Below are 22,450 nucleotides of genomic sequence, written 5' to 3'. Positions count from 1 at the left end.
GAACCGTAAGCAAATATTAAAACAATGCCCATAATTCCTGTGGTATAGTAAAGGAAGAATATGGATATCCCGGATATCCAAAAGAATGCAGGGGATGGCAGGTTCAGGAACAAACCGCAGGACCCGGGTAAGGGGGAGAACAGGTGACGGGAATTTATGCGCTGGTCCATATGGCAGTGGATTTATCATGTGCCTTTCTTGTATTTGCCTATGTGGTGGGAGGGGAAGGGTGGTACCTTTGGCTGCTTGTTTATAATTTCTGTGCCTTTGCCATGCAAATGCCCATTGGCGCGGCTGCCGACCGGTTGAACCGCAACGGTATGGTGGCTGCGGGTGGATGTGTGGGTGTCCTGGCCGGGTTGGGACTGGGAGCTGCCGGATATCCCGCTGCCGCTTCCCTGACCGCGGGGGTCGGCAATGCCTGTTTTCATGTGGGAGGCGGGATCGATGTGCTGAACCACTGTGAAAAGAAAGCAGGGCCTCTGGGCCTGTTTGTGGCTCCGGGAGCGTTGGGCGTCTATATTGGAACAGTGGCGGGAAAGACAGGAACGGGTATGGCCATCTGGGTCGCCGGGCTGTTGCTTTTGTCAGCGGTTCTCATCCCTGTGGCCGCAGACAGCCGCGGCTTATGGCGTTCCTCAGGAAACCTGCCTGTCCGGTTTGAAAACAGGGCGCGTTCCCGGCGGGTTCTTCTGGCTGTGGGATGCTGCCTGTGTGCCGTTATACTGAGATCTTTTTCCGGCATGGTCCAGAAGTTTCCCTGGAAAGAGACTTTTCCTGGAGGCGCCCTGCTCCTTATATTGTGCGTAGTGCTGGGAAAGATCCTGGGAGGGATCCTGGGGGACCGGATGGGCATCACGAGGACAGCGTTCCTCTCCATGGGCGCAGCCGCGCTGGGATTTCTATGTTTGGAGCATCCCTTTGGCGGGCTGGGGGCCGTGCTTTTCTGGAACATGTCCATGCCCCTCACACTCTGGGCAGTGGCCGGGGCCTTTCCCGGCGCAAAGGGATTTGGCTTCGGCCTTCTCACATTTGGCCTGTTCCTTGGCTTTTGCCCGGTCTATCTGGAAGGCGCCGGATCAGGGACAAGGAACCTGCTGTCATCTGCCGGTCTTTTCACTGCGGCATCTGCGCCGGCGGGGATGGCGCTCATGGCTGTCCTGTCCCTGTTCCTTCTGGGGTGGGGATTAAGGCAGGTGGTAAACTAATGGGAATATGGATATTAAAAACACTGGCCATATCGCTGGCGCTGACCATTGTGCTGGAACTTGGTTTTGGAATGATCCTTGGAATCAGGAATCCCTGGGATATGACATTGGTGATACTTGTAAACCTGCTGACTAATCCGGCGGTGGTGTTTCTTTATTATGTGAATCTGCTGTATATGGGACAGAACCAGGCAGCGGTTACAGCGGCGCTGGAGATAGGCGCGGCGGCGGCCGAAGGGCTGTGCTACAGGGCGGCATCCAGACGGATCCGCCGTCCCTGGCTGTTTTCAGCAGGGGCCAACCTGTTTTCTTTTACTGTGGGAGCGACCATCACATCGCTGGCCGGCAGATAGAGCGGGAAGGCAGATGCTAAAGGCGGGGATGGAAGACAGAAATAGAAGGCAGATGCTAAAGGCGGGAATAAAAGATGGGACCAGAGGATAAGCTGGAGGAGATAAAAAGTAGGAGGAGATCAAGATGAAAAGCGGTTTTGGCGGCAGGACGTGTTGGGGAAGGAAACAGAGGGACAGGAAACGGGCAGAGGTGAAACGGGCAAAGATGGAACGGGCAGAGATGGAACGGGCAGAAGTGCGGTATGCTGTTCCGTGGATTTGGTGCATGCTTTTGGCAGTATCCATCTGTTTTCTGGGCAATGGGACTGCCTATGGCGATGTGATATGGACCCCCAATGACTCCTTTTACGAGGAGCACTATGAGGACTGCGAATATGTGGGACGCAGGTATTATGCCAATGGTTCCAACGGATATGTGACGGTCATGGAACAGCCGGATACAGGGAAGATCATAGACCACATTGCCAATGGAGCGGTGTTTTATATTTCCATGACCTATGATACCGGGCGTTCCGGGACCTGGGGAGTGGTTCAGTACCGCATGGATGAAAACGGCAGTCCGGTGATGGATTATGGATGGGAGGATGGCGCGGCTGTGGGCTGGATCCCCATGACAGACCTTCTGGTGGTCTACGATGGACAGAGTTTCCGGGAAGAACATAAGGGTGAGCTGCAGGAGACAGACCAGGAATCCATGCCCCGTGTTGAAATGCCGGAACAGGGGATCATTTATCTGTGGCAGTATCCGGGGGCTGAAGACTGGTACAATGAACTGAAGATAATGGAAAGTGATATGCAGTTTGATATGATATATAAGGATCCCAACGGGGATCTGTGGGGGTACTGCGGTTACTATTACGGGAACAGGGATTTCTGGGTCAATCTAAGCGATCCGGGTCAGGACAAAGGCGGACTTGGCCAGCCGGAAGAGCCGACACTGATCCAGGCCGTGTCGCAGGAGGAGCTTCAAGCCCTCCCCAAAACAGGAAGGGCTGAGTACGGACTTCTCCTTCCGGTGGCAGGCATGATCATACTGACCGTGGCCCTGACCGCGTCCCTGATCTACGTAATGACCAGGAAAAAAGGCAGGACATAATCCTGCCCGTTTAACAATATCAGAGCCCGACAGGGGTATGGCCCGCTTAACGGTATTGCAGCTCAACGGGTTACGGCTTGATATAACCGTAACCCTGAGCCTGCCGCTTTACCAGTTCCATCACACCGGCAGGCACCGCAACCACAAAAACTTCCAAATCCGTCTCGGTAAGACCGTTGCCTTTCATTGCATTCCTGCAGGCGGCAAAGGTAACACCCCTTTGATGCAGACCGGCCATTTGGGCCGAGTAACTGCCGGCGCCTCTGGCCGGGGCGTACTCCAGCACTGCTTCGCTGTTGGCCAGTACTTCCACTGTGATGCTTTGACAATCCTCATGGGAATCAGCTGCCTGCAGCAGGTTTTCCACATTGCCCAGAAGCAGCTTCCATTTGGAACGTTCGTCAATATGAAAAATAACCCTATATTCCGTATAATCCATTTCCGTCACCTCTCATTCTCATATCCATATGCGACATATTCCATCATCTGATCTGTTGTCTCATCATCCCGGATGAAATTCATAAGGATGGTATGTATCTTTCTGATGCGCTCATCTTCAGGCCCATCCGGGCCTATGTCAGCGTTCAGTTTTTCACGCATCTGAAACAGGGTGTCCTGCCGGTCCGGCATCTTGAATTTCATGGCCTTGGCAATGGTGCCGATGGCGCAGTAGGCCTCCAGGGGAGATGTCATGGGGGCGGGGGGTTCAAAACGGGCCTTGATATCCAGGGCCATTTTTATAATGTATGACATAGTTCAACACCTCGATCAATTGCTGGGGCACTCCTGGGGATCCGGATATAAAGGGGTCCCCGGAGCACTCCTGTAAACCCTATCATACCACAAATGCGAGGATTTGTGTGAGTTTCCTTTTAAAGGGCAGGGAACAGGGCAATGGGAAGGGGGTACAGGCGTTAAGAAACCGTGAAAATTTCCCCGGAACATCGGGTTCAAATAAATCTCAATTGCTGGAAACATCTGCTTATGGTATACTAAAACGGAAGTCCAGGTGTATGACCTGTGAAAATGACGGAATACTTAAGATATAGGAGTATAGTACATGAAAAACCCAAGATTTAAAAATTATATATACTGGGGCACCACCGCCCTTGCCGTGATCGCCCTCAGCGTGGCGTTTGGATTCTTTCTGTCCCGGTTTGAACTGGTATCCGGGGCGCTGGGGAAGATTGCCTCCATTCTGATGCCCATCATATACGGGGCAGTGCTGGCATATCTGATGCTGCCCATTTACAATAAGACAAGAGCATGCACCACGCTGAAGCTGAAGACTGTTATGAAAAGTGAGTCTGCCATCGGAAAGCTGGCCAAGACGGCCGGCACCCTGGTAAGCCTTATTGTATTGTTCGCCATTGTGGCTGGGTTGTTCAGTATGATCATCCCCCAGATCTACACCAGTATCATCGGGCTGCAGGAGAGTATAGGAGAGTATATCAACAACCTGACCCTTTGGATGACCAAGCTGTTTGAGGACAACCCGGATGTCCAGCAGGCTGTTATGCCATATTATGAGCAGGCTGTGGAGGAATTCCAGAAGTGGCTCACCGAGAAGCTGGTCCCCAACATGTCAATGATCATCGGACAGCTGTCCACGGGACTGCTGAACGTGGTTACGGTGGTGAAGAATATATTGATCGGCGTGATTGTCATGGTTTATTTCCTGAATATCAAGGATACCCTGGCAGCCCAGTCCAAGAAGATCATATACAGTGTGTTCAAGCTCAAGGAAGCCAACCGGATCGTAAGTGAAGTGCGTTTTGCCCACGGTGTGTTCGGCGGTTTTATCACCGGCAAGCTTCTGGATTCCCTGATCATCGGGATCATGTGCTTTTTTGCCCTGAAATTCCTGAAAATGCCCTATGTGCTCCTCATCAGTGTGATCATAGGCGTGACCAATGTGATCCCCTTTTTCGGCCCCTTTATCGGAGCCATACCCAGCGCATTCCTGATCCTTTTGGTCAGTCCCATGAAGTGCCTGTATTTCCTCATTTTCATACTGATTTTACAGCAATTTGACGGCAATATCCTGGGGCCGAAGATACTGGGGGATTCCACGGGGCTTCCCAGCTTCTGGGTGCTGTTTTCCATCCTGCTGTTTGGCGGACTCATGGGCTTTGTGGGAATGATCATCGGGGTTCCCACATTTGCCGTTATATACAGGCTTACATCCATGTATGTGAGCAATTCCCTTGTGAAAAAGGACCTGTCCTCCAGAACGGAGGATTATCTGCGCCTGGACCATATAGATGAAGAAGAAAAGATTTATATCGACCGGGACATACAGGAGTAAATGTTCCCGTTGTCTGATACCGGCCGGTATTCGGGCCTGCTTTCCCGCTGTAAGGGTGGCAGGCCCTTTTAAACAGGGAGGAGGTAACTATGAGTAATCTTGAAACTAGGTATCTGGAGCGGTTGTCGGAACTGTACCCCACCATTGCGGCAGCTTCCACGGAGGTGATCAATCTGGAGGCCATTTTGAACCTGCCAAAAGGGACCGAGCATTTCCTGACAGATATCCATGGGGAATATGAAGCATTTTCCCATGTGTTAAAAAATGGGTCGGGAGCTGTGCGGCGCAAGGTAAATGACGTGTTCGGAAACACGCTGAGCAGCCAGGATAAGCAGAAACTGGCCACCCTGATCTATTATCCCAGGGAGAAGATGGCGCAGATCCTGGATCAGGTACATAACAGGGAGGATTGGTATAAGATAACCCTGTACCGCCTCATAGAGGTGAGCAAGCGGGCGGCGAGCAAATACACCCGATCTAAAGTGAGAAAGGCCCTGCCGCCAGAATTTGCCTATGTGATTGAGGAGCTGATCACGGAAAAGGTGGATGTGAGGGATAAGGAATCCTACTACAGCGCCATTGTGCGGACCATCATACGGGTGGGCCGGGCCGGGGAATTTATCGTGGCCCTGTGTGAACTGATCCAGCGCCTCATTGTAGACCATCTGCACATACTGGGAGATATATATGACAGGGGGCCGGGACCCCATATCATCATGGATAAGCTTATGTCCTATCATTCCCTGGACATTCAGTGGGGGAACCATGATGTGCTCTGGATGGGAGCCGCGGTGGGGCAGAGGGGATGCATTGCAAATGCGATCCGCATCTGTGCAAGGTACGGAAACCTGGATATCCTGGAAGACGGATATGGCATCAACCTGCTTCCGCTGGCCACCTTTGCCCTGGACGTCTATGGAAATGATCCCTGCACCTGTTTTGTGCTTAAGGGGACCAACACCTGCAGTCCCAGCGAGACGGACCTGAATATGAAGATGCACAAAGCCATCTCCATTATCCAGTTTAAGGTGGAGGGACAGCTCATCAAGGAGCATCCGGAATTTGAACTGGAGGCCAGGAATCTTCTCCATCTGGTTGATTTTGAGAAAGGCACCATCTGTCTGGATGGGAAGGAGTACCAGATGACGGACTGTCATTTCCCCACCGTGGACCCGGCGGATCCATACCGGCTGACAGAGGAGGAGGAAGGAATCATGGAACGCCTGGTAAAGGCATTCATGAACTGTGAAAAACTGCAGCAGCACATGCGTTTTCTGCTGGCCAAAGGCAGCCTGTACAAGGTATACAACGGAAACCTCCTCTATCACGGCTGCATCCCTCTAAATGAGGACGGCAGCTTTAAGGAAGTTGAGATATACGGGGAAACCTGTAAGGGCAAGGCCCTATATGAACGGCTGGACAGCTATGTTCGCAAGGGTTTTATGTCCACCGACTGTGAGGAACAGAAAAAGGGAAGGGATATCTGCTGGTATATCTGGCTCCATCAGAACTCCCCGCTGTTTGGCAAGGACAAGATGGCTACCTTTGAGCGGTATTTCCTGACAGACAAGGAGACGCACAGGGAGAAGAAGAATCCCTACTACAGCCTTTTGGAGGATGAGGCCACGGCCCGGGCAATATTGGATGAATTCGGACTTTCCCAGGAGGAGGGGCACATCATCAACGGCCATGTGCCCGTGAAGTCAAAAAACGGCGAGAATCCCGTCAAATGCGGCGGAAAGGTGCTGGTCATTGACGGCGGATTTTCACGGGCATACCAGAAGGAAACCGGCATTGCAGGTTATACGCTCAGCTATAATTCCTACGGGCTGATCCTGGCAGCCCATGAACCCTTTGAGTCCACGGAGGCGGCCATAGAAAAGGAAAGCGATATCCACTCGGAGAGCATCATTGTCAAACGAGTGTCCAACCGCAAGCTTGTGGGCGATACGGATGTGGGATGCCAGCTGAAGACAAAGATACGTGATCTGGAAATGCTCCTGGAGGCATATCACACAGGGAAGATCGTGGAGAAATTTCCGGTTCGCCAGGGGATTTAGACCCCGCTTTTGCACTTATTTTCCCGCCGTCCTGAACTGTTACGGAAAACCACAATTTTTCGATTGTGGTAGTTACAATAAGTTGACTTTGGCTTTTCTTTGTGTTATAGTATTCTGCATGATGCAGGTGCGTCACAGGTCAAAGGGGACAGGATGTATTAAAGTCACCCTTATTTTATTTCATTGAGCAAAAGGAGGAAGTAGATATGAAAAAATTCATGGCATTATCAATGGCAGCTGTTATGGTACTTTCCATGACCGGATGTGGTTCCAAGCCGGCGGAGACGACCACGGCCGATACCACGGCGGCAACAGAGGCAGCGGCCGATACCAGCGCGGCCGATACCACGGCAGCTGAATCAGCAGCAGGTACCGCAGCGTCAGGAAAGAAGTACGTCATCAACACGGATACCACATTTGCCCCATTTGAATTTGAGAATGAGAAGGGTGAGATGGTGGGGATTGACCTGGATATTTTAAAGGCAATTGCCCAGGACCAGGGATTTGAGTATGAAGTGATTCCGGTTGGATTTTCCGCAGCATGTATCGCTCTGGAGTCCGGAGAGTGCGATGGCGTGATCGCTGGCATGTCCATCACAGATGAGAGGATACAGAAATACGATTTTTCTGAACCATACTATGATTCCGGTGTTGGAATGGCAGTGCTGTCCGGTTCCGACATCACTACATATGACCAGTTAAAGGGACAGAATGTGGCTGCAAAGATCGGTACGGAAGGATGCACCTTTGCGGAGTCCATTGCTGACCAGTATGGTTTTGAGGTGACACAGTACGAGAGCTCCTCCGACATGTACCAGGCAGTTCTCAGCGGCGAGGCGGCTGCCTGCTTTGAGGATTATCCTGTAATCGGCTATGAGATTTCCAGAGGCCTTGAACTGACACTTCCCACTGATATGGAAAAAGGTTCTTCCTATGGCTTTGCAACCTTAAAGGGCGCTAATCCAGAACTGGTTGACATGTTCAACAAGGGACTGGAGAACATCAAGGCAAATGGAAAGTATGAAGAGATTCTGAACACCTATATTGCTAAATAAGTACTGCTGGCACACAGCAGTCAATGAGCGCCGGTTGCTGCCAGGAGCAGGACCGGCGCCTGAATGTGAAAACAAATGTTATGGATAAATTTAAAGCAGTTACATGCAGTGGCGCTAAGTGTTTTAAATTTGGCTATAACGGTCCGGCAGCCTGCCGGAGGACACATGCAGCTTATAAAAGAGAAAAGGATGATAGTATGCAGATTATTAACATTTTGACACAGTATTACCCATCGTTTTTTAAGGCATTGGGAATCACCATGCAGATGACGGTCATTTCACTTCTTTGCGCCACGGTCCTGGGAGTGATCTTTGGACTGTTTAAGGTCTCTGACTTTAAGGCGCTGAAGGTGATTGCCAATTTTTATATTGATATCATCAGAGGAACGCCGCTTCTGGTGCAGGTCTATATCATGTACTATGGAGTGGGCAGTATGCTGCGTCCCTTGGGGTTCCAGTGGAACCTTTACGGCGGGGCCTTTACGGCAGGCTGCGTGACCCTGAGCCTGAATGCGGGCGCCTATATGGCCGAGATCATCAGAGGCGGCATTGAGGCTGTGGACAAGGGACAGATGGAGGCGGCCAGAAGCCTTGGACTGTCCTACGGCAAGGCCATGAGAAAGGTGATCCTGCCCCAGGCATTCCGCACCATGCTTCCCACCATCATTAACCAGTTCATTATCACGCTGAAGGATACATCCCTGATTTCTGTCATCGGCCCAAGGGAGCTTACACAGAACGGCAAAATCATTGCCGCCAATGCCAGTTCCATGGTAATGCCCATTTACCTGGCCGTGGCAATTTTCTACCTGGTTGTATGTACCATACTGTCCAGGATGGCAAAATATGTGGAGAGGAGAGTGTCCTATGGAAAATAAGATTTCAGTTAAGAAACTCCAGAAAAGCTTTGGGGATCTGGAAGTTTTAAAGGATATCAATATTGAGATAAGGGAAGGGGAGGTCGTGTGTATGATCGGGCCTTCCGGCTCGGGTAAAAGTACGTTTCTGCGTTGCCTTAACCGTTTGGAGAAGATCACGGCAGGTGATGTTGTGGTGGACGGCCATCCGATTTCCGATCCCAACACCAATATCAACAAGGTGCGTGAGAACATTGGCATGGTGTTCCAGCATTTTAACCTGTTCCCCCACCTTACGGTGCGTGAGAACATTACGTTGGCTCCCACGGAGCTGAAACTTCTGAACAAGGCTGACGCGGACAAAAAGGCAATGGAGCTTCTGAACCGGGTGGGTCTGGCTGATAAGGCGGATGCATATCCGGGACAGCTCTCCGGGGGACAGAAGCAGAGGGTGGCAATTGCCCGTTCCCTGGCCATGAATCCGGATGTCATGCTCTTTGATGAGCCCACCTCGGCCCTGGATCCTGAGATGGTAGGAGAAGTTTTGGAGGTTATGAAGCAGCTGGCAGCCGATGGCATGACCATGGTGGTGGTCACCCATGAGATGGGATTTGCCAGGGAAGTGGCCGACCGGGTGATCTTTATGGATGAAGGGTATATTGTGGAGGAAGGCACGCCTGAGGAGGTATTTGGGAACCCCAGGGAGGAGCGTACCAGAAGCTTTTTAAACAAGGTATTGTAGAGATGGCAGGACGAATATAAGAGAACATATAAAAAAATTTCCAAATTTTATAAAATCTGCTTGAAATATCGGGAAGATGTGGTATAATATCAGTGTTGTGCAGATGTAGTTCATCGGTAGAACACCAGCTTCCCAAGCTGGGGAGGCGGGTTCGATTCCCGTCATCTGCTTACACTGAGGGCCTTGTGAATACAGGGCCTTTTTTGTTTCTTAAAATTATCAAAACGGCAGGAGATTTTTACACAGGAGAATTTTTCTCCCTCAAAACTTGCCAAAACAATACAAATATGTTTTAATACTATAAGATGAAACGTACGTATGTACTTATTGATTATGGAGGATTGCAATGGCAAAGGAACAGTATAATGCGGACAGTATTACAGTGCTGGAAGGGTTGGAAGCAGTGCGTAAGCGTCCGGGTATGTATATAGGAGGCGTTGGATCAAAGGGATTAAACCACCTGATCTATGAGATTGTGGACAATGCGGTGGACGAGCATCTGGCCGGATACTGTGACAGCGCTTGGGTGACCCTGGAAGCGGACGGTTCCTGCACGGTGCGGGATAATGGACGCGGTATACCGGTGGGGATGCACAAGAAGGGGGTATCGGCAGCCAGGATCGTTCTTTCCACCTTACATGCAGGCGGTAAATTTGATAATGACGCGTATAAGACCAGCGGAGGACTTCACGGAGTGGGTTCCTCCGTAGTTAATGCCCTGTCGGAACACATGGATGTAAAGGTGTACCGGGACGGTTTCATTCACCATGACGAATATGAGAAAGGAAAGCCCGTGGTCAAGCTTGAGAACGGGCTGCTTCCCATTGTGGGAAAGACCAGGGAGACCGGAACCAGAATCAATTTCCTTCCGGACAGCGAGATTTTTGAGAAGACCAGATTTAAGGCCGAATGGCTTAAAAGCCGTCTTCATGAGACTGCCTATCTGAATCCGCAGATGACCATCTACTATGAGAATAAGCGGGCGGGGGAAGAGGAGAAGGTCACTTACCATGAGCCGGAAGGCATTGTGGCCTATGTTAAGGAACTGAATACGGGCAAGACCGCGGTTCACGATCCTATCTATTTTAAGGGTACTGTGGACAAGATCGAGGTAGAGGCCGCCATTCAGTTTGTGGATACCTTTGAGGAGAACATCCTGGGCTTTTGCAACAATATATTTACCCAGGAGGGCGGCACCCATCTGGCCGGATTCAAGACCAAGTTTACGGCGCTGATCAACAGCTACGCAAGGGAGCTTGGGATTTTAAAAGAAAAGGATACCAACTTTACGGGAGCGGACACCCGCAACGGCATGACGGCGGTGATCGCTATCAAGCACCCGGACCCTATCTTTGAGGGACAGACTAAGACAAAGATGGCCAGTGCGGACGCCACCAAGGCTGTGTTTACTGTGGCCGGAGACGAGCTGCAGCTGTATTTCGACCGCAATGTGGAAGTGCTAAAGGGTGTGATCGCCTGTGCCGAGAAGTCGGCCAAGATACGGCGCGCTGAGGAAAAGGCCAAGACCAACATGCTGACCAAATCCAGATTTTCCTTTGACAGCAATGGAAAGCTGGCCAACTGTGAGAGCAGGGAAGCGGAAAAATGCGAGATCTTTATCGTAGAGGGAGATTCCGCCGGAGGCTCCGCCAAGACGGCCAGAAACCGCAAATATCAGGCAATCCTTCCGATCCGGGGAAAAATCCTCAATGTGGAGAAGGCATCCATGGACAAGGTTCTTGCTAACGCCGAGATCAAGACCATGATCAATACCTTTGGCTGCGGGTTCTCGGAAGGCTATGGCAATGATTTTGATATTACCAAGCTGCGCTATGATAAGATCATACTGATGACGGATGCCGATGTGGACGGAAGCCATATCGATACGCTTCTTCTCACATTTTTATACAGGTTTATGCCTGAGCTGATCTATGACGGACATGTGTATATTGCAATGCCGCCCCTGTTTAAGGTGATCCCGAAGCGGGGCGAGGAGCAGTATCTGTATGATGAAAAGGAGCTGGAGCGCTACCGCAGGACCCATACCGGGGATTTTACCCTTCAGCGATATAAGGGACTTGGTGAAATGGACGCCGAACAGCTGTGGGAGACTACTCTGGATCCGGAGCGCCGGGTGCTTAAGCGGGTGGAGATCGAGGATGCCAGAATGGCTTCCGAGATAACAGAGATGCTTATGGGAAGCGAAGTGGCGCCGCGCCGCGAGTTTATCTATGAACATGCGGATGAAGCGGAGATTGACGCATAGGTGTATAACGAGGAGAAGATAATAACATGGCTGAAAAGATATTAAGGACAGAATACAGCGAGGAAATGCAGAGAAGCTACATGAATTACTCCATGAGCGTCATCACTGCAAGAGCCATTCCCGATGCCAGGGATGGATTAAAGCCGGTGCAGCGCCGGGTCCTCTATGATATGAGTGAGCTGCGTCTGGATTACGATAAGCCCCACAGGAAATCGGCGCGTATCGTGGGCGATACCATGGGTAAATACCATCCCCATGGAGACAGCTCCATTTATGAGACACTGGTTGTCATGAGCCAGGATTTCAAAAAAGGCATGGCACTGGTGGACGGACACGGAAACTTTGGCTCCATTGAGGGAGACGGGGCGGCCGCCATGAGGTATACCGAGGCGCGTTTGGAGAAATTTGCCCAGGAAGTGTATCTGAAGGATCTGGACAAGACCGTCAACTTTGTGCCTAACTATGATGAGACGGAAAAAGAACCCGAGGTTCTTCCGGTCCGTGTGCCCAACCTTCTGATCAACGGGGCGGAAGGCATTGCAGTCGGCATGAGTACCAGCATCCCGCCCCACAACCTGGGCGAGGTGGTGGATGCGGTCAGGGCTTATATTGATGATCCTGAGATCTCCACAGAACAGCTGATGGAATATATGCCTGGACCGGATTTCCCTACCGGTGGGATCATTGCCAACAAAAGTGAACTTCCGGGCATCTATGAAAACGGAGTGGGCAAGATCAAGCTGCGGGGCAGATTTGAGGTGGAACTGGGCAAACGCAAGGCGGATAAGGATAAGCTTGTGATCACAGAGATCCCCTATACCATGATCGGAGCCGGCATCAACAAGATGCTGGTGGATATTGCGGACCTGGTGGAGAGCAAGAAACTGACCGATGTGGTGGACATTTCCAACCAGTCCAATAAAGACGGGATCCGCATTGTGCTGGAACTGCGCAAGGACGCTGACATTGACAAGATAAAGAACATTCTGTATAAGAAGACCAAGCTGGAAGACACCTTTGGGGTCAATATGCTGGCAATTGCGGGCGGACGCCCGGAGACGTTGAACCTGAAGGGAATTTTGCGCAATTTCCTGAATTTCCAGTATGAAAATACAGAGCGCAAATACAATGTGCTGCTTCAGAAGGAACTGGATAAAAAAGAGGTGCAGGAAGGCCTGATCACGGCCTGTGACTGTATCGACCTGATCATCGCGGTTCTCAGGGGGGCCAAGAACCTGAAGGATGCCAAGGCTTGTCTGATGTCCGGAGATGTGTCAAAGATCCAGTTTAAGGTGCCGGGATTTGAGGAGGATGCAAAGCAGCTGCATTTTACAGAGCGTCAGGCCTCGGCTATTCTGGAAATGCGCCTGTATAAGCTGATCGGACTGGAGATCCTGGCTCTGGAAAAGGAGCATAAGGAAACCCTGCGGAAGATTGCCGAGTATAAAAAGATCCTGGGAAGCAGGGATGAGATGAACCGCGTGATCAAGGATGACCTGGCGGCTATCAGGAAGGAGTTTTCCGTTCCAAGGCGCACTCTGATTGAGGACGGGCCGGAGGCCTTTTATGACGAGACCGCGGTTGCGGTCCAGGAGGTGGTCTTTGTCCTGGACCGGTTCGGATACTGCAAGCTTCTTGACAAGTCCACCTATGAGAGGAACCAGGAGACTGTGGATACGGAACAGGTGCATGTGGTAAGGTGCCTGAACACGGATAAGATCTGTCTGTTTGCCTCCAGCGGCAACCTGTACCAGATCAAGGCCGCGGATGTGCCGGCAGGAAAACTGCGTGACAAAGGAACGCCCATTGAGAACTTAAGCAAATACGATGGAACAAAGGATTCCATCATATACCTGACCAGCGCCCAGGACCTGAAGGGCCGCACCCTTGTGTTTGCCACAAAGATGGCCATGGTAAAACAGGTGCCTGCGGAAGAATTTGAGACCAACAACCGTATGGTGGCGGCCACGAAGCTCCAGGAAGGTGACGGGGTGGTGACGATTGTTCCTGTAGAGGGGCAGAGCGAGGTGGTGCTGCAGACCACCGGCGGCGTGTTCCTGCGGTTCCCACTGGAGGAAATATCCGTGCTGAAAAAGGCGTCCAGAGGCGTCCGGGGAATCAAACTGGCCAAGAATGAGGAACTGGAGAACTTATATCTGATCGGAGAAGACCCGGTGATCGAGTATAAGGGCAAGGAAGTCCATATGAACCGTCTGAAGATTGCCAAGAGGGACGGCAAGGGCAGCAAGGTCCGCCTGTAAAAAAGCGGTGCCGGGGTTTGGCGCCGGGATATCGCACACAAAATCCAAGGCGTGTCCGCGTATAAAATACAAATGTGCGTAAAAGACGAATTTCCTGTTGCATTTTTCTATGATTTGGTATAGGATAGGGAAAGATTCCCCGATCAAGGAAATTCCCCCACACACGGAAGTTCCATCACTGGCGGAAGAAAAAAGGACAATGAGGAGAATGAAGGGACTATGGAAAAGAAATTAAGAGTCGGCATATTAGGTGCAACTGGAATGGTTGGACAGCGGTTTATCTCCCTGCTGGAACATCATCCCTGGTATGAAGTGGTGACAGTGGCAGCCAGCCCGCGTTCAGCAGGCAGGACCTATGAGGAGGCGGTGGGAGGGCGCTGGAAGATGAATACCCCCATGCCGGACGCCGTTAAGGGCTTAATTGTCATGAACGTAAACGAGGTTGAGAAGGTAGCGGCAGGCGTGGACTTTGTGTTCAGTGCAGTGGACATGACAAAGGATGAGATCAAGGCCATAGAGGAAGCATATGCAAAAACCGAGACGCCGGTCGTGTCCAATAACAGCGCCCACCGCTGGACGCCGGATGTGCCCATGGTGGTGCCGGAGATCAACCCGGAGCATTTTGAGGTCATTCCTTTCCAGAAAAAGCGCCTTGGCACAGAGCGCGGCTTTATTGCAGTAAAACCCAACTGCTCCATTCAAAGCTATGCCCCTGCATTGACTGCGTGGAAGGAATTTGAGCCCTATGAGGTGGTGGCCACCACATATCAGGCCATTTCCGGTGCGGGCAAGACATTTAAGGACTGGCCGGAGATGGAGGGCAACATTATTCCTTATATCGGCGGCGAGGAAGAAAAGAGCGAACAGGAGCCGCTGCGCCTGTGGGGCAGGATTGAAGACGGCGTGATCGTGAAGGCGGAGGACCCTGTGATCACCTGCCAGTGTATCCGTGTTCCCGTACTCAACGGACATACGGCCGCGGCATTTGTAAAGTTCAGGAAGAAAGTGACAAAGGAACAGCTCATTGAAAAGCTGGTGAATTTTAAAGGCCTTCCCCAGGAACTGGAGCTTCCCAGCGCACCCAAACAGTTCATCCAATATTTGGAAGAGGATAACCGCCCCCAGGTTACGGCTGACGTGGATTTCGAGAATGGCATGGGCATTTCCATTGGCCGCTTAAGGGAAGATAAAGTGTATGATTATAAGTTCGTGGGCCTGTCACACAATACGGTCCGCGGGGCGGCAGGCGGAGCTGTCCTGTGTGCGGAGCTGCTTACGGCAAAGGGATACATTCAGGCTAAATAGAGGCGGTTTTTTGCAGAGCACCAATCAGGATCCGGTGCAGGATCCAATACAGGATCCGATGCAGGTTCATTTACATCAGGAAACAGGAGAAGGAGAGGCATATGGCAATCGCAAAGGAATTATTCGGGACAATGCCGGACGGCACAGAGGTCTATAAGTATACACTGGTCAACAGAAACAAGGTGTCAGCTTCCTTTATCACCCTGGGCGGCGTATGGGTATCCATGATGGTGCCTGACAGAAAGGGACAGATGGGGGATGTGGTGCTTGGATATGACGATCTGGACAGCTACAGAAAGAATCCGCCCCATTTCGGAGCACCGGTGGGACGCAACGCCAACCGGATCGGAGGGGCTGTGCTCACCATTGCGGGAAAGGAATACCCCCTGGCCGCTAATGACGGCCCTAATAACCTTCACAGCGGTCCAAACCTGTATCATGACAGGGTCTGGTCCTGTCAGGCATCTGACACAGAGCAGGGAAGCAGACTGGATTTTTACCTGGAAAGCCCGGATGGGGACCAGGGATATCCTGGCAATGCCAAGATAACGGTAAGCTATACCCTTACAGATGACAACAGCCTGATTCTGGATTATCACATGGTGTGTGATGCGGATACGGTGGCTAACTTTACCAATCACAGCTATTTTAACCTGGCGGGCCATGACAGCGGGGATGTGCTGAAGCAGGAGGTCCGGATCGATGCGTCCTGTTATACGCCTGCCGACCAGGTATCCATTCCCACCGGGGAGATTGTTCCGGTAGCCGGAACACCCATGGACTTTACGGAAATGAAGCCCATTGGCCGTGACATCGAAGCACCGTTTGAAGCATTGATATTTGGCAAAGGATATGACCACAACTGGGTACTGGATCACAAGGCCGGAGAACTGGCCCTGGCAGCCAGGGCAATGGACCCGTTAAGCGGCCGTGTGATGGAATGTTACACAGATCTTCCGGGCATGCAGTTCTACACTGCCAATTTCCTGACGGATGAGCTGACTGGAAAGGGCGGTGCCCATTATGACCGCCGCCATGCATTCTGTTTTGAGACACAATACTATCCGGATGCGGTACACAAAGGGAATTTTCCTTCCCCCATGATAAAGGCGGGGCAGGAGTATAAGACAACCACGGTCTATAAGTTCCTGGTTGAGTAACATGATCGGTAAAAGGCGCTGAATAAACTGGTTCAGCGCCTTTTTGTACGTCATTCATTGCCACAAAACGGATTTAATGGTATACTATAAAAATACGCGCCTGGAAAACGGCTCAAAACCATGGCCTGCCAGGCCGCGTACAGGAGAGAAAAGTAAAAGAGGGATTGGATGTCAAAGTCATTATACATAGCGGAAAAGCCCAGCGTGGCAGTACAGTTTGCGGAGGCCCTAAAGATTAAGGGCAGACGCGGGGACGGGTACATTGAGTCGGAGGATGCGGTGGTCACATGGTGTGTGGGCCATCTGGTGACCATGAGTTATCCGGAAGCTTATGACATGAAGTATAAACGCTGGAGTTTTCAGACACTGCCGTTCCTTCCAAAGGAATTTAAGTATGAAGTCATTGAGAATGTAAAAAAACAGTTTGAGATTGTCAAAGGCCTTTTGAACCGGGCGGATGTGGATACCATCTATGTGTGTACGGACTCGGGGCGTGAAGGTGAGTATATATACCGTTTGGTGGCCCAGATGGCCGGTGTGACAGGGAAGAAGCAAAAGCGCGTCTGGATCGATTCACAGACAGAGGAGGAGATCTTAAGGGGGATCAGAGAGGCAAAGGACGAATCAGAGTATGATAACCTGTCAGCCTCCGCCTACCTGAGGGCAAAGGAAGATTACCTTATGGGGATCAATTTTTCCAGGGCCCTGACCCTGAAGTACGGGCCGTCCCTGTCCAACTACCTGGGTACCAAATTTACAGTGCTGTCCGTGGGCCGTGTCATGACCTGTGTGCTGGGAATGGTGGTGCGCAGGGAGAGGGAGATACGAAGTTTTATAAAGACACCTTTTTACAGGGTGATCGGCAGTTTTGAGTCCCCTGGAAAGGACGGGGAGCCTGTGCCTTTTGAGGCGGAGTGGAAGGCTGTGGAGGGCTCCAGGTATTTTGGAACTCCCCATCTTTATAAGGAAAATGGTTTTAAAGACAGGGACCATGCCGAGGAATTGATCGCCATGCTGCGGGAACAGCCGCCCATGGAAGCGGTGGTGGTGTCAAAGGAGAAAAAGAAAGAGACAAAGAACCCGCCTCTTCTCTACAACCTGGCGGAGCTGCAGAATGACTGCTCCAAGATGTTTAAGATCAGCCCGGATGAGACCTTGAAGGTGGTCCAGGAACTCTATGAGAAAAAGATGGTCACATATCCCAGAACGGATGCCAGGGTACTGTCCACCGCAGTTGCCAAGGAGATCTATAAGAATATCGGGGGACTAAAAAATTATGCGCCCATGTCAGAGTTTGCCGGCGAGATACTGGAAAAGGGAGCTTATAAGGGCATTGCAAAGACGCGGTATGTCAATGACAAGCAGATAACAGACCATTATGCCATTGTGCCCACAGGACAGGGAGCCGGGAACACCAGGGGGCTTTCGCCTCTTTCAGAAAAGGTGTACCAGGTGATATGCAGAAGGTTTTTAAGTATTTTCTATCCGGCGGCCGTTTATCAGAAGTACAGCCTGGAGCTGGAGCGGATGAAGGAACACTTTTTTGCCAATTTTAAGGTCATGTCCGACCCGGGATATCTGAAGGTGGCGGATGTGAATCTGGCCCGTAAGAACGGCGTTGAGGAAACCTTTGAGGATCATCAGGGCCAGGGCGGAAAGACTAAGGATGAAACCCAGAATGGGGAGGGTGATGAGGCCCAGAATGCCCTTTCTCCAAAAGTTGACAGGACAGTATTGCTTCAAATGCTTGCAGAATTGAAAAAAAATGATATACTTACTTTGGTGGATCTGAACATAAAAGAAGGGGAGACATCCCCGCCAAAGCGGTATACCTCCGGTTCCATGATCCTGGCCATGGAAAATGCGGGCCAGCTCATAGAGGATGAAGAGCTGCGTGCCCAGATCAAGGGAAGCGGTATAGGTACCAGTGCGACCAGGGCAGAGATACTGAAAAAGTTGTTCCATATCAAGTACCTCAGCCTGAATAAGAAGACACAGGTCATTACCCCGGACCTTCTGGGGGAGATGGTATATGATGTGGTGGACAATTCCATAAGACAGCTCTTAAACCCGGATCTGACCGCCAGCTGGGAAAAAGGGCTTACCTATGTATCAGAGGGCTCCATAACCTCAGAGGAATATATGGAGAAGCTGGAGCGTTTTGTAGCAGGCAGGACAGTTAATGTGATCCGGATGAATAACCAGCATGATCTTCGCAGGGTATTTGATTCGGCTGCCGCGTTCTATAAAAAGACAGAATCTAATAAAAAGGAGACTAAACTATGAAACTGGAACAGATGACGATCAAGGAACTTTTAGACACAAGCCATACAATTGCAGAGAAGCTGTTTGACGGACAGGTTTATCCGTGGGAAGTGCTTCCTAACATCGGAGCATTTATTGAGGAATTAGGCCCCATCCTTCCTGAAAATGAATACAGAAAGGTAGGCAAGAATATCTGGATCCATAAGACTGCCAAGATTGCGCCAACCATTGCAATGGGCGGACCTATGATCGTTTGCGCTAAGGCAGAGATCCGTCAGAGCGCGTTCTTAAGGGGACGTGTGATCATCGGCGAGGGCGCTGTGATCGGAAACTCCTGTGAACTGAAGAACTCCATTATCTTTGACGGCGCCCAGGTTCCGCACTTTAACTATGTGGGCGATACTATCATGGGCTTTAAGGCACACATGGGCGCAGGCGCGGTGACCTCCAATGTAAAATCAGACAGATCCCTGGTTAAGGTTCATGCTGAGGACGGGGATGTGACCACCGGATTTAAGAAGTTCGGCGCTATTCTGGGTGATCATGTGGAAATCGGATGCAACAGTGTCCTTAATCCGGGAACCGTGATCGGAAGAAACAGCAATGTATATCCTTTATCCAGCGTAAGGGGCTGTGTACCGGCTGATTCCATTTACAAGAATCAGGATAATATTGTTATCAAGGAAGTAAGAGAGCAGGAAGCGGAGCCGGAGGCAGCAGAGCCGGGAAAAGGCGGACTTAAGGTAGTTAAGTAAGCCGGGAAACGAATGAAAATAAAAGCGGGAAAACGGAGTGTACACAGTGTCTGCACAAATCCGTTTTCCCGCTTTTTCTATAAGGCAATTTAACAGGGCAATTTTACTTTGTTCCAAAGATGCGGTCCCCTGCATCACCCAGACCTGGACAGATATAGGCATTCTCATTCAGGCAGCGGTCCAGATGGCCCACATAGATCTGGATATCAGGATGGGCTGCACGGAGACGCTCCAGGCCTTCAGGCGCAGCAATGATGGCCATAAACTTGATCTTTTTCCCGCCGTGCTCCTTGATGAAATCAACGGCAGCCACGCCGGAACCTCCGGTAGCCAGCATGGGATCAGTGACAATGATGGTGCGCTCCTCAATGGGGTTGGGAAGCTTGCAGTAATACTCATGAGGCTCATGGGTGACTTCATCGCGGTACAGTCCGATATGGCCTACCTTTGCGCTGGGAACCAGTGCAAGGATGCCGTTCACCATGCCCAGCCCTGCACGGAGGATCGGAACCACAGCCAGCTTGCGTCCGGCTATCATAGGTGTCATGCATGTCTCAATGGGAGTCTCAACCTCCACGTCCTCCACAGGAAGATCGCGGAGCGCCTCATAGCCCATAAGCATTGCGATCTCTTCAATCAGGGCGCGGAATTCGTTGGTCCCTGTGGATTTGTTGCGCAATATGGAAATCTTGTGCTGGATCAAAGGGTGGTCAAAAATCATTATGTTATCCATAGTTGTTGCTGCTCCTTTATCTATTAGAATTAATGATAATTAGTAACAGTTCAGGACGGCAGGAAAATGGGTGCAAAAGCGGGCGTTAAGCTTGCTTATAAGTCCGTTTTTGCACCCATTTTCACATTGGATAAAAATCCGATGCTTATTGACCGGCTTTTCCGGTCAATAAGATGGGCCGTCCTGAAACGTCACGATAATTATATATCAAATAGCTTATGATATCAACCGTTATATGACATTCCGCCCGTCATTATTTGGTAGATGGGTCAAATGATACAATGACATAGTCGCCTAATGCATGGGGAACAGGCATGGAAAAGAAGATGGTTCCCTGTTTTTCGTAGCTGAAGGACTCCGGCCAGGCGGTGCCTGATGAAAGGGGGAAATCCGCGCCGTCAAACACTGCGGTCAGGGTGTCGATATCCAGAGAGCTTCTGTATTCCAGGACAGCTGCCTCTACATCAGCGGAAATACCGGAGAATTTCACATCATCACTGAGTACATAGCCGGCCATGGTATAGGCATCTGTAAAATCCTCAAATCCCAGATCCTGGACCTGGGGAAGGTTAACGGTATTGGAATAGAACAGATTGACCGGGTGGGCGGCGCCGTCTCCCATAAGGCTTCCCGTGTAGGTGGCGGTGATCCTCTTGCGGTCCACGGATATGATTTTGCACTTAATGGAAAGGGTATCCTTGGACTCATCAATTTCATTGGCCTTGATCACAGAGAGGGCATTTGACTTTAGCAGCTCATTGACCTTGGCCTGCTTGTCCGCGTCATCCATCTTGTTCACGGCCGGATATTGGATGGAAACCTTACCGGATGTGTATGTCTCTATCTCTGCTGTGACACTGGATGTATTGCCGTTTTCCGTGGGAGCGGCAGTCTCTGTTTCAGCTTCTGTGGTGGGGGGAAGAGTCTCCTTTGGACTTTCAGTGGCAGCTTCCGTGTGTATGGTGGAAAGGTCTGCCTTTTCCGGCGCCTGGCTTAGGATCAGGCCAATGGCCACACCGCCTATCACCACCGCTGCACTGATCGCGCCTATTAGAATTTTCTTATTTGTATCCATCATAATTCCTCCTTTGTATTCCTGTGGACTCTCGTAGTCCCCTGATACTCGGATTTGCGGGATGATTCCGAGAGTACACTCCTGGCTTGTGCCAGGATTGTGTTAATTATAAATGATATTCATGGACGCAGTTTGAAGAAAAGCTTACAAATTATTAAAGCCGTTCCCTGTCTAAAAGCCGGGCGGATACATGCACATTAAAAAACTGCACAATAGGTCCCAGACCAAATGCCGACAGTAGAGTGCCCAGACCAATGATCCCGCCCGCCAGATAGCATATGAGGGCGCAGAAGGCATCCGTGCTGATGCGGTAACGGAAGTACGGCACATGGGGTTTTTTGCGGACCAGGATCAGCGAAATACTGTCATAGGGAGCCACGCCTACATTGGGATACTGGTACAGGGATACGCCCAGGCTGGTAATGACAACGCCGAAAAGCACGGTGATGACGCGCTGGATCATCTGCTGGGGCGCTCCCATGACCCGCAGCAGTGTGTTATAAAAAAAGGTTACGATGTACCCCAGAAGAAAAGCATTGACAAGGGTTCCCACACCGATGAGCTTCCGGCCGGCAGCGGCCTCATAAATAAAAAGGGCGGCATTGACCATGAGAAGAAAGGTGGCATATGTGATATGGGTCAGATCGGACAGGGCCATCACCATACCGCTGAAGGGATCGTTGCCCAATCCGGACAGCTTAAATATACTGATTCCCAGACCGAGGAATATGTTTCCTGTGGTCATAATGACAAAACGCCGCATTCCTATTTTCCTGAAATAATTGATGAGCATATGGGCTGCCTTCCTGTGATTGTTTTGGAATATCCCCAACATTATAGTATACGGAGCACATAAAAGCAAGTCCATGATACTGACTCTTGACACAAACGTATGTTCGTGATATGATTATGATATGAAAACAAACACATGTTCGCTTACGAGGAGGTGCC

General features: G+C 50.8%; 19 protein-coding genes and 1 tRNA gene. 15 read left to right on the top strand and 5 right to left on the bottom strand.

Features of this window, described 5'->3' with window-relative positions; translation table 11 throughout:
- Nucleotides 1–143 precede the first annotated feature (143 nt).
- From ABID13_RS25530 to ABID13_RS25520, 3 genes are all read left to right on the top strand, one after another.
- Nucleotides 144–1,208: an MFS transporter gene (locus ABID13_RS25530; protein ID WP_048930335.1), complete on the top strand. Its 1,065-nt coding sequence runs from the start codon at nucleotides 144–146 to the stop codon at nucleotides 1,206–1,208.
- The gene (locus tag ABID13_RS25525; RefSeq protein WP_007857943.1) at nucleotides 1,208–1,561 is read left to right on the top strand and encodes a hypothetical protein; all 354 of its coding nucleotides are present in this window, start codon (nucleotides 1,208–1,210) and stop codon (nucleotides 1,559–1,561) included. The genes ABID13_RS25530 and ABID13_RS25525 overlap by 1 nt, the downstream gene beginning before the upstream one ends.
- 124 nt (nucleotides 1,562–1,685) lie before the next feature.
- Nucleotides 1,686–2,657 (top strand): hypothetical protein, encoded by a 972-nt coding sequence (locus tag ABID13_RS25520; protein WP_048930336.1) that lies wholly within the window; start codon nucleotides 1,686–1,688, stop codon nucleotides 2,655–2,657.
- A 70-nt stretch (nucleotides 2,658–2,727) separates the two neighbouring features.
- Here the strand turns inward: ABID13_RS25520 and ABID13_RS25515 are convergent, their stop codons facing one another.
- Both ABID13_RS25515 and ABID13_RS25510 read right to left on the bottom strand, forming a co-directional pair.
- Nucleotides 2,728–3,096: a DsrE family protein gene (locus tag ABID13_RS25515; protein WP_048930526.1), complete on the bottom strand. Its 369-nt coding sequence runs from the start codon at nucleotides 3,094–3,096 to the stop codon at nucleotides 2,728–2,730.
- 5 nt (nucleotides 3,097–3,101) lie between these two features.
- Nucleotides 3,102–3,410: a DUF3837 family protein gene (locus ABID13_RS25510; RefSeq protein ID WP_007857938.1), complete on the bottom strand. Its 309-nt coding sequence runs from the start codon at nucleotides 3,408–3,410 to the stop codon at nucleotides 3,102–3,104.
- Between the two features lie 307 nt (nucleotides 3,411–3,717).
- Here ABID13_RS25510 and ABID13_RS25505 point away from each other — a divergent pair, with 307 nt between their 5' ends.
- The 12 genes from ABID13_RS25505 to ABID13_RS25450 all read left to right on the top strand — a co-directional run bounded on the left by ABID13_RS25505 (nucleotide 3,718) and on the right by ABID13_RS25450 (nucleotide 19,691).
- Nucleotides 3,718–4,965, top strand: coding sequence for an AI-2E family transporter (locus ABID13_RS25505; RefSeq protein ID WP_007857937.1), 1,248 nt, complete (start codon nucleotides 3,718–3,720; stop codon nucleotides 4,963–4,965).
- A gap of 89 nt (nucleotides 4,966–5,054) precedes the next feature.
- Complete coding sequence (locus ABID13_RS25500) at nucleotides 5,055–7,025, top strand: fructose-bisphosphatase class III (RefSeq protein ID WP_045092571.1); 1,971 nt, start codon at nucleotides 5,055–5,057, stop codon at nucleotides 7,023–7,025.
- 206 nt (nucleotides 7,026–7,231) lie between these two features.
- Entirely contained in the window at nucleotides 7,232–8,080 is an 849-nt protein-coding gene (locus tag ABID13_RS25495; RefSeq protein WP_048930337.1) for a transporter substrate-binding domain-containing protein, read from the top strand.
- 197 nt (nucleotides 8,081–8,277) lie between these two features.
- Entirely contained in the window at nucleotides 8,278–8,958 is a 681-nt protein-coding gene (locus tag ABID13_RS25490) for an amino acid ABC transporter permease (RefSeq protein ID WP_007857928.1), read from the top strand.
- Nucleotides 8,948–9,679, top strand: coding sequence for an amino acid ABC transporter ATP-binding protein (locus ABID13_RS25485; protein ID WP_045092572.1), 732 nt, complete (start codon nucleotides 8,948–8,950; stop codon nucleotides 9,677–9,679). The genes ABID13_RS25490 and ABID13_RS25485 overlap by 11 nt, the downstream gene beginning before the upstream one ends.
- Nucleotides 9,680–9,778: 99 nt before the next feature.
- A tRNA-Gly gene (locus ABID13_RS25480) sits at nucleotides 9,779–9,849 on the top strand.
- A 176-nt stretch (nucleotides 9,850–10,025) separates the two neighbouring features.
- Nucleotides 10,026–11,945, top strand: a complete 1,920-nt coding sequence (locus ABID13_RS25475) for a DNA gyrase/topoisomerase IV subunit B (RefSeq protein ID WP_048930338.1) — start codon at nucleotides 10,026–10,028, stop codon at nucleotides 11,943–11,945.
- Between the two features lie 26 nt (nucleotides 11,946–11,971).
- Entirely contained in the window at nucleotides 11,972–14,206 is a 2,235-nt protein-coding gene (locus ABID13_RS25470; RefSeq protein ID WP_048930339.1) for a DNA gyrase/topoisomerase IV subunit A, read from the top strand.
- Nucleotides 14,207–14,425: 219 nt separating this feature from the next.
- Complete coding sequence (gene asd / locus ABID13_RS25465; RefSeq protein WP_007857921.1) at nucleotides 14,426–15,511, top strand: aspartate-semialdehyde dehydrogenase; 1,086 nt, start codon at nucleotides 14,426–14,428, stop codon at nucleotides 15,509–15,511.
- Between the two features lie 101 nt (nucleotides 15,512–15,612).
- Complete coding sequence (locus tag ABID13_RS25460) at nucleotides 15,613–16,671, top strand: aldose epimerase family protein (RefSeq protein ID WP_007857919.1); 1,059 nt, start codon at nucleotides 15,613–15,615, stop codon at nucleotides 16,669–16,671.
- A gap of 168 nt (nucleotides 16,672–16,839) precedes the next feature.
- Nucleotides 16,840–18,957 (top strand): DNA topoisomerase, encoded by a 2,118-nt coding sequence (locus ABID13_RS25455; RefSeq protein ID WP_045092577.1) that lies wholly within the window; start codon nucleotides 16,840–16,842, stop codon nucleotides 18,955–18,957.
- The gene (locus ABID13_RS25450; protein ID WP_045092578.1) at nucleotides 18,954–19,691 is read left to right on the top strand and encodes an LbetaH domain-containing protein; all 738 of its coding nucleotides are present in this window, start codon (nucleotides 18,954–18,956) and stop codon (nucleotides 19,689–19,691) included. The genes ABID13_RS25455 and ABID13_RS25450 overlap by 4 nt, the downstream gene beginning before the upstream one ends.
- Before the next feature lie 103 nt (nucleotides 19,692–19,794).
- Here the strand turns inward: ABID13_RS25450 and upp are convergent, their stop codons facing one another.
- The 3 genes from upp to ABID13_RS25435 all read right to left on the bottom strand — a co-directional run bounded on the left by upp (nucleotide 19,795) and on the right by ABID13_RS25435 (nucleotide 22,292).
- Nucleotides 19,795–20,424, bottom strand: a complete 630-nt coding sequence (gene upp, locus ABID13_RS25445) for a uracil phosphoribosyltransferase (RefSeq protein ID WP_007857906.1) — start codon at nucleotides 20,422–20,424, stop codon at nucleotides 19,795–19,797.
- A 253-nt stretch (nucleotides 20,425–20,677) separates the two neighbouring features.
- Complete coding sequence (locus tag ABID13_RS25440) at nucleotides 20,678–21,499, bottom strand: hypothetical protein (protein WP_007857902.1); 822 nt, start codon at nucleotides 21,497–21,499, stop codon at nucleotides 20,678–20,680.
- Nucleotides 21,500–21,653: 154 nt separating this feature from the next.
- On the bottom strand, nucleotides 21,654–22,292 hold the full coding sequence (locus tag ABID13_RS25435; RefSeq protein ID WP_045092579.1) for a YczE/YyaS/YitT family protein: 639 nt from the start codon (nucleotides 22,290–22,292) through the stop codon (nucleotides 21,654–21,656).
- Between the last annotated feature and the right edge of the window lie 158 nt (nucleotides 22,293–22,450).

The organism is Enterocloster citroniae (assembly GCF_040545455.1).
In the GTDB taxonomy this organism is placed as follows: Bacteria; Bacillota; Clostridia; order Lachnospirales; family Lachnospiraceae; genus Enterocloster; species Enterocloster citroniae.
The sequence above is the reverse complement of the archived record's forward strand: the minus strand, read 5'-3'. Positions and strand labels throughout refer to the sequence as shown.

What these genes read in the sequence shown, in the direction of transcription:
- ABID13_RS25525 (WP_007857943.1), top strand. Translation starts at nt 1,208, where the DNA reads ATGGGAATATGGATATTAAAAACACTGGCCATATCGCTGGCGCTGACC.
- ABID13_RS25520 (WP_048930336.1), top strand. Translation starts at nt 1,686, where the DNA reads ATGAAAAGCGGTTTTGGCGGCAGGACGTGTTGGGGAAGGAAACAGAGG.
- ABID13_RS25515 (WP_048930526.1), bottom strand. Translation starts at nt 3,096, where the DNA reads ATGGATTATACGGAATATAGGGTTATTTTTCATATTGACGAACGTTCC.
- ABID13_RS25510 (WP_007857938.1), bottom strand. Translation starts at nt 3,410, where the DNA reads ATGTCATACATTATAAAAATGGCCCTGGATATCAAGGCCCGTTTTGAA.
- ABID13_RS25505 (WP_007857937.1), top strand. Translation starts at nt 3,718, where the DNA reads ATGAAAAACCCAAGATTTAAAAATTATATATACTGGGGCACCACCGCC.
- ABID13_RS25500 (WP_045092571.1), top strand. Translation starts at nt 5,055, where the DNA reads ATGAGTAATCTTGAAACTAGGTATCTGGAGCGGTTGTCGGAACTGTAC.
- ABID13_RS25495 (WP_048930337.1), top strand. Translation starts at nt 7,232, where the DNA reads ATGAAAAAATTCATGGCATTATCAATGGCAGCTGTTATGGTACTTTCC.
- ABID13_RS25490 (WP_007857928.1), top strand. Translation starts at nt 8,278, where the DNA reads ATGCAGATTATTAACATTTTGACACAGTATTACCCATCGTTTTTTAAG.
- ABID13_RS25485 (WP_045092572.1), top strand. Translation starts at nt 8,948, where the DNA reads ATGGAAAATAAGATTTCAGTTAAGAAACTCCAGAAAAGCTTTGGGGAT.
- ABID13_RS25475 (WP_048930338.1), top strand. Translation starts at nt 10,026, where the DNA reads ATGGCAAAGGAACAGTATAATGCGGACAGTATTACAGTGCTGGAAGGG.
- ABID13_RS25470 (WP_048930339.1), top strand. Translation starts at nt 11,972, where the DNA reads ATGGCTGAAAAGATATTAAGGACAGAATACAGCGAGGAAATGCAGAGA.
- asd (WP_007857921.1), top strand. Translation starts at nt 14,426, where the DNA reads ATGGAAAAGAAATTAAGAGTCGGCATATTAGGTGCAACTGGAATGGTT.
- ABID13_RS25460 (WP_007857919.1), top strand. Translation starts at nt 15,613, where the DNA reads ATGGCAATCGCAAAGGAATTATTCGGGACAATGCCGGACGGCACAGAG.
- ABID13_RS25455 (WP_045092577.1), top strand. Translation starts at nt 16,840, where the DNA reads ATGTCAAAGTCATTATACATAGCGGAAAAGCCCAGCGTGGCAGTACAG.
- ABID13_RS25450 (WP_045092578.1), top strand. Translation starts at nt 18,954, where the DNA reads ATGAAACTGGAACAGATGACGATCAAGGAACTTTTAGACACAAGCCAT.
- upp (WP_007857906.1), bottom strand. Translation starts at nt 20,424, where the DNA reads ATGGATAACATAATGATTTTTGACCACCCTTTGATCCAGCACAAGATT.
- ABID13_RS25440 (WP_007857902.1), bottom strand. Translation starts at nt 21,499, where the DNA reads ATGGATACAAATAAGAAAATTCTAATAGGCGCGATCAGTGCAGCGGTG.
- ABID13_RS25435 (WP_045092579.1), bottom strand. Translation starts at nt 22,292, where the DNA reads ATGCTCATCAATTATTTCAGGAAAATAGGAATGCGGCGTTTTGTCATT.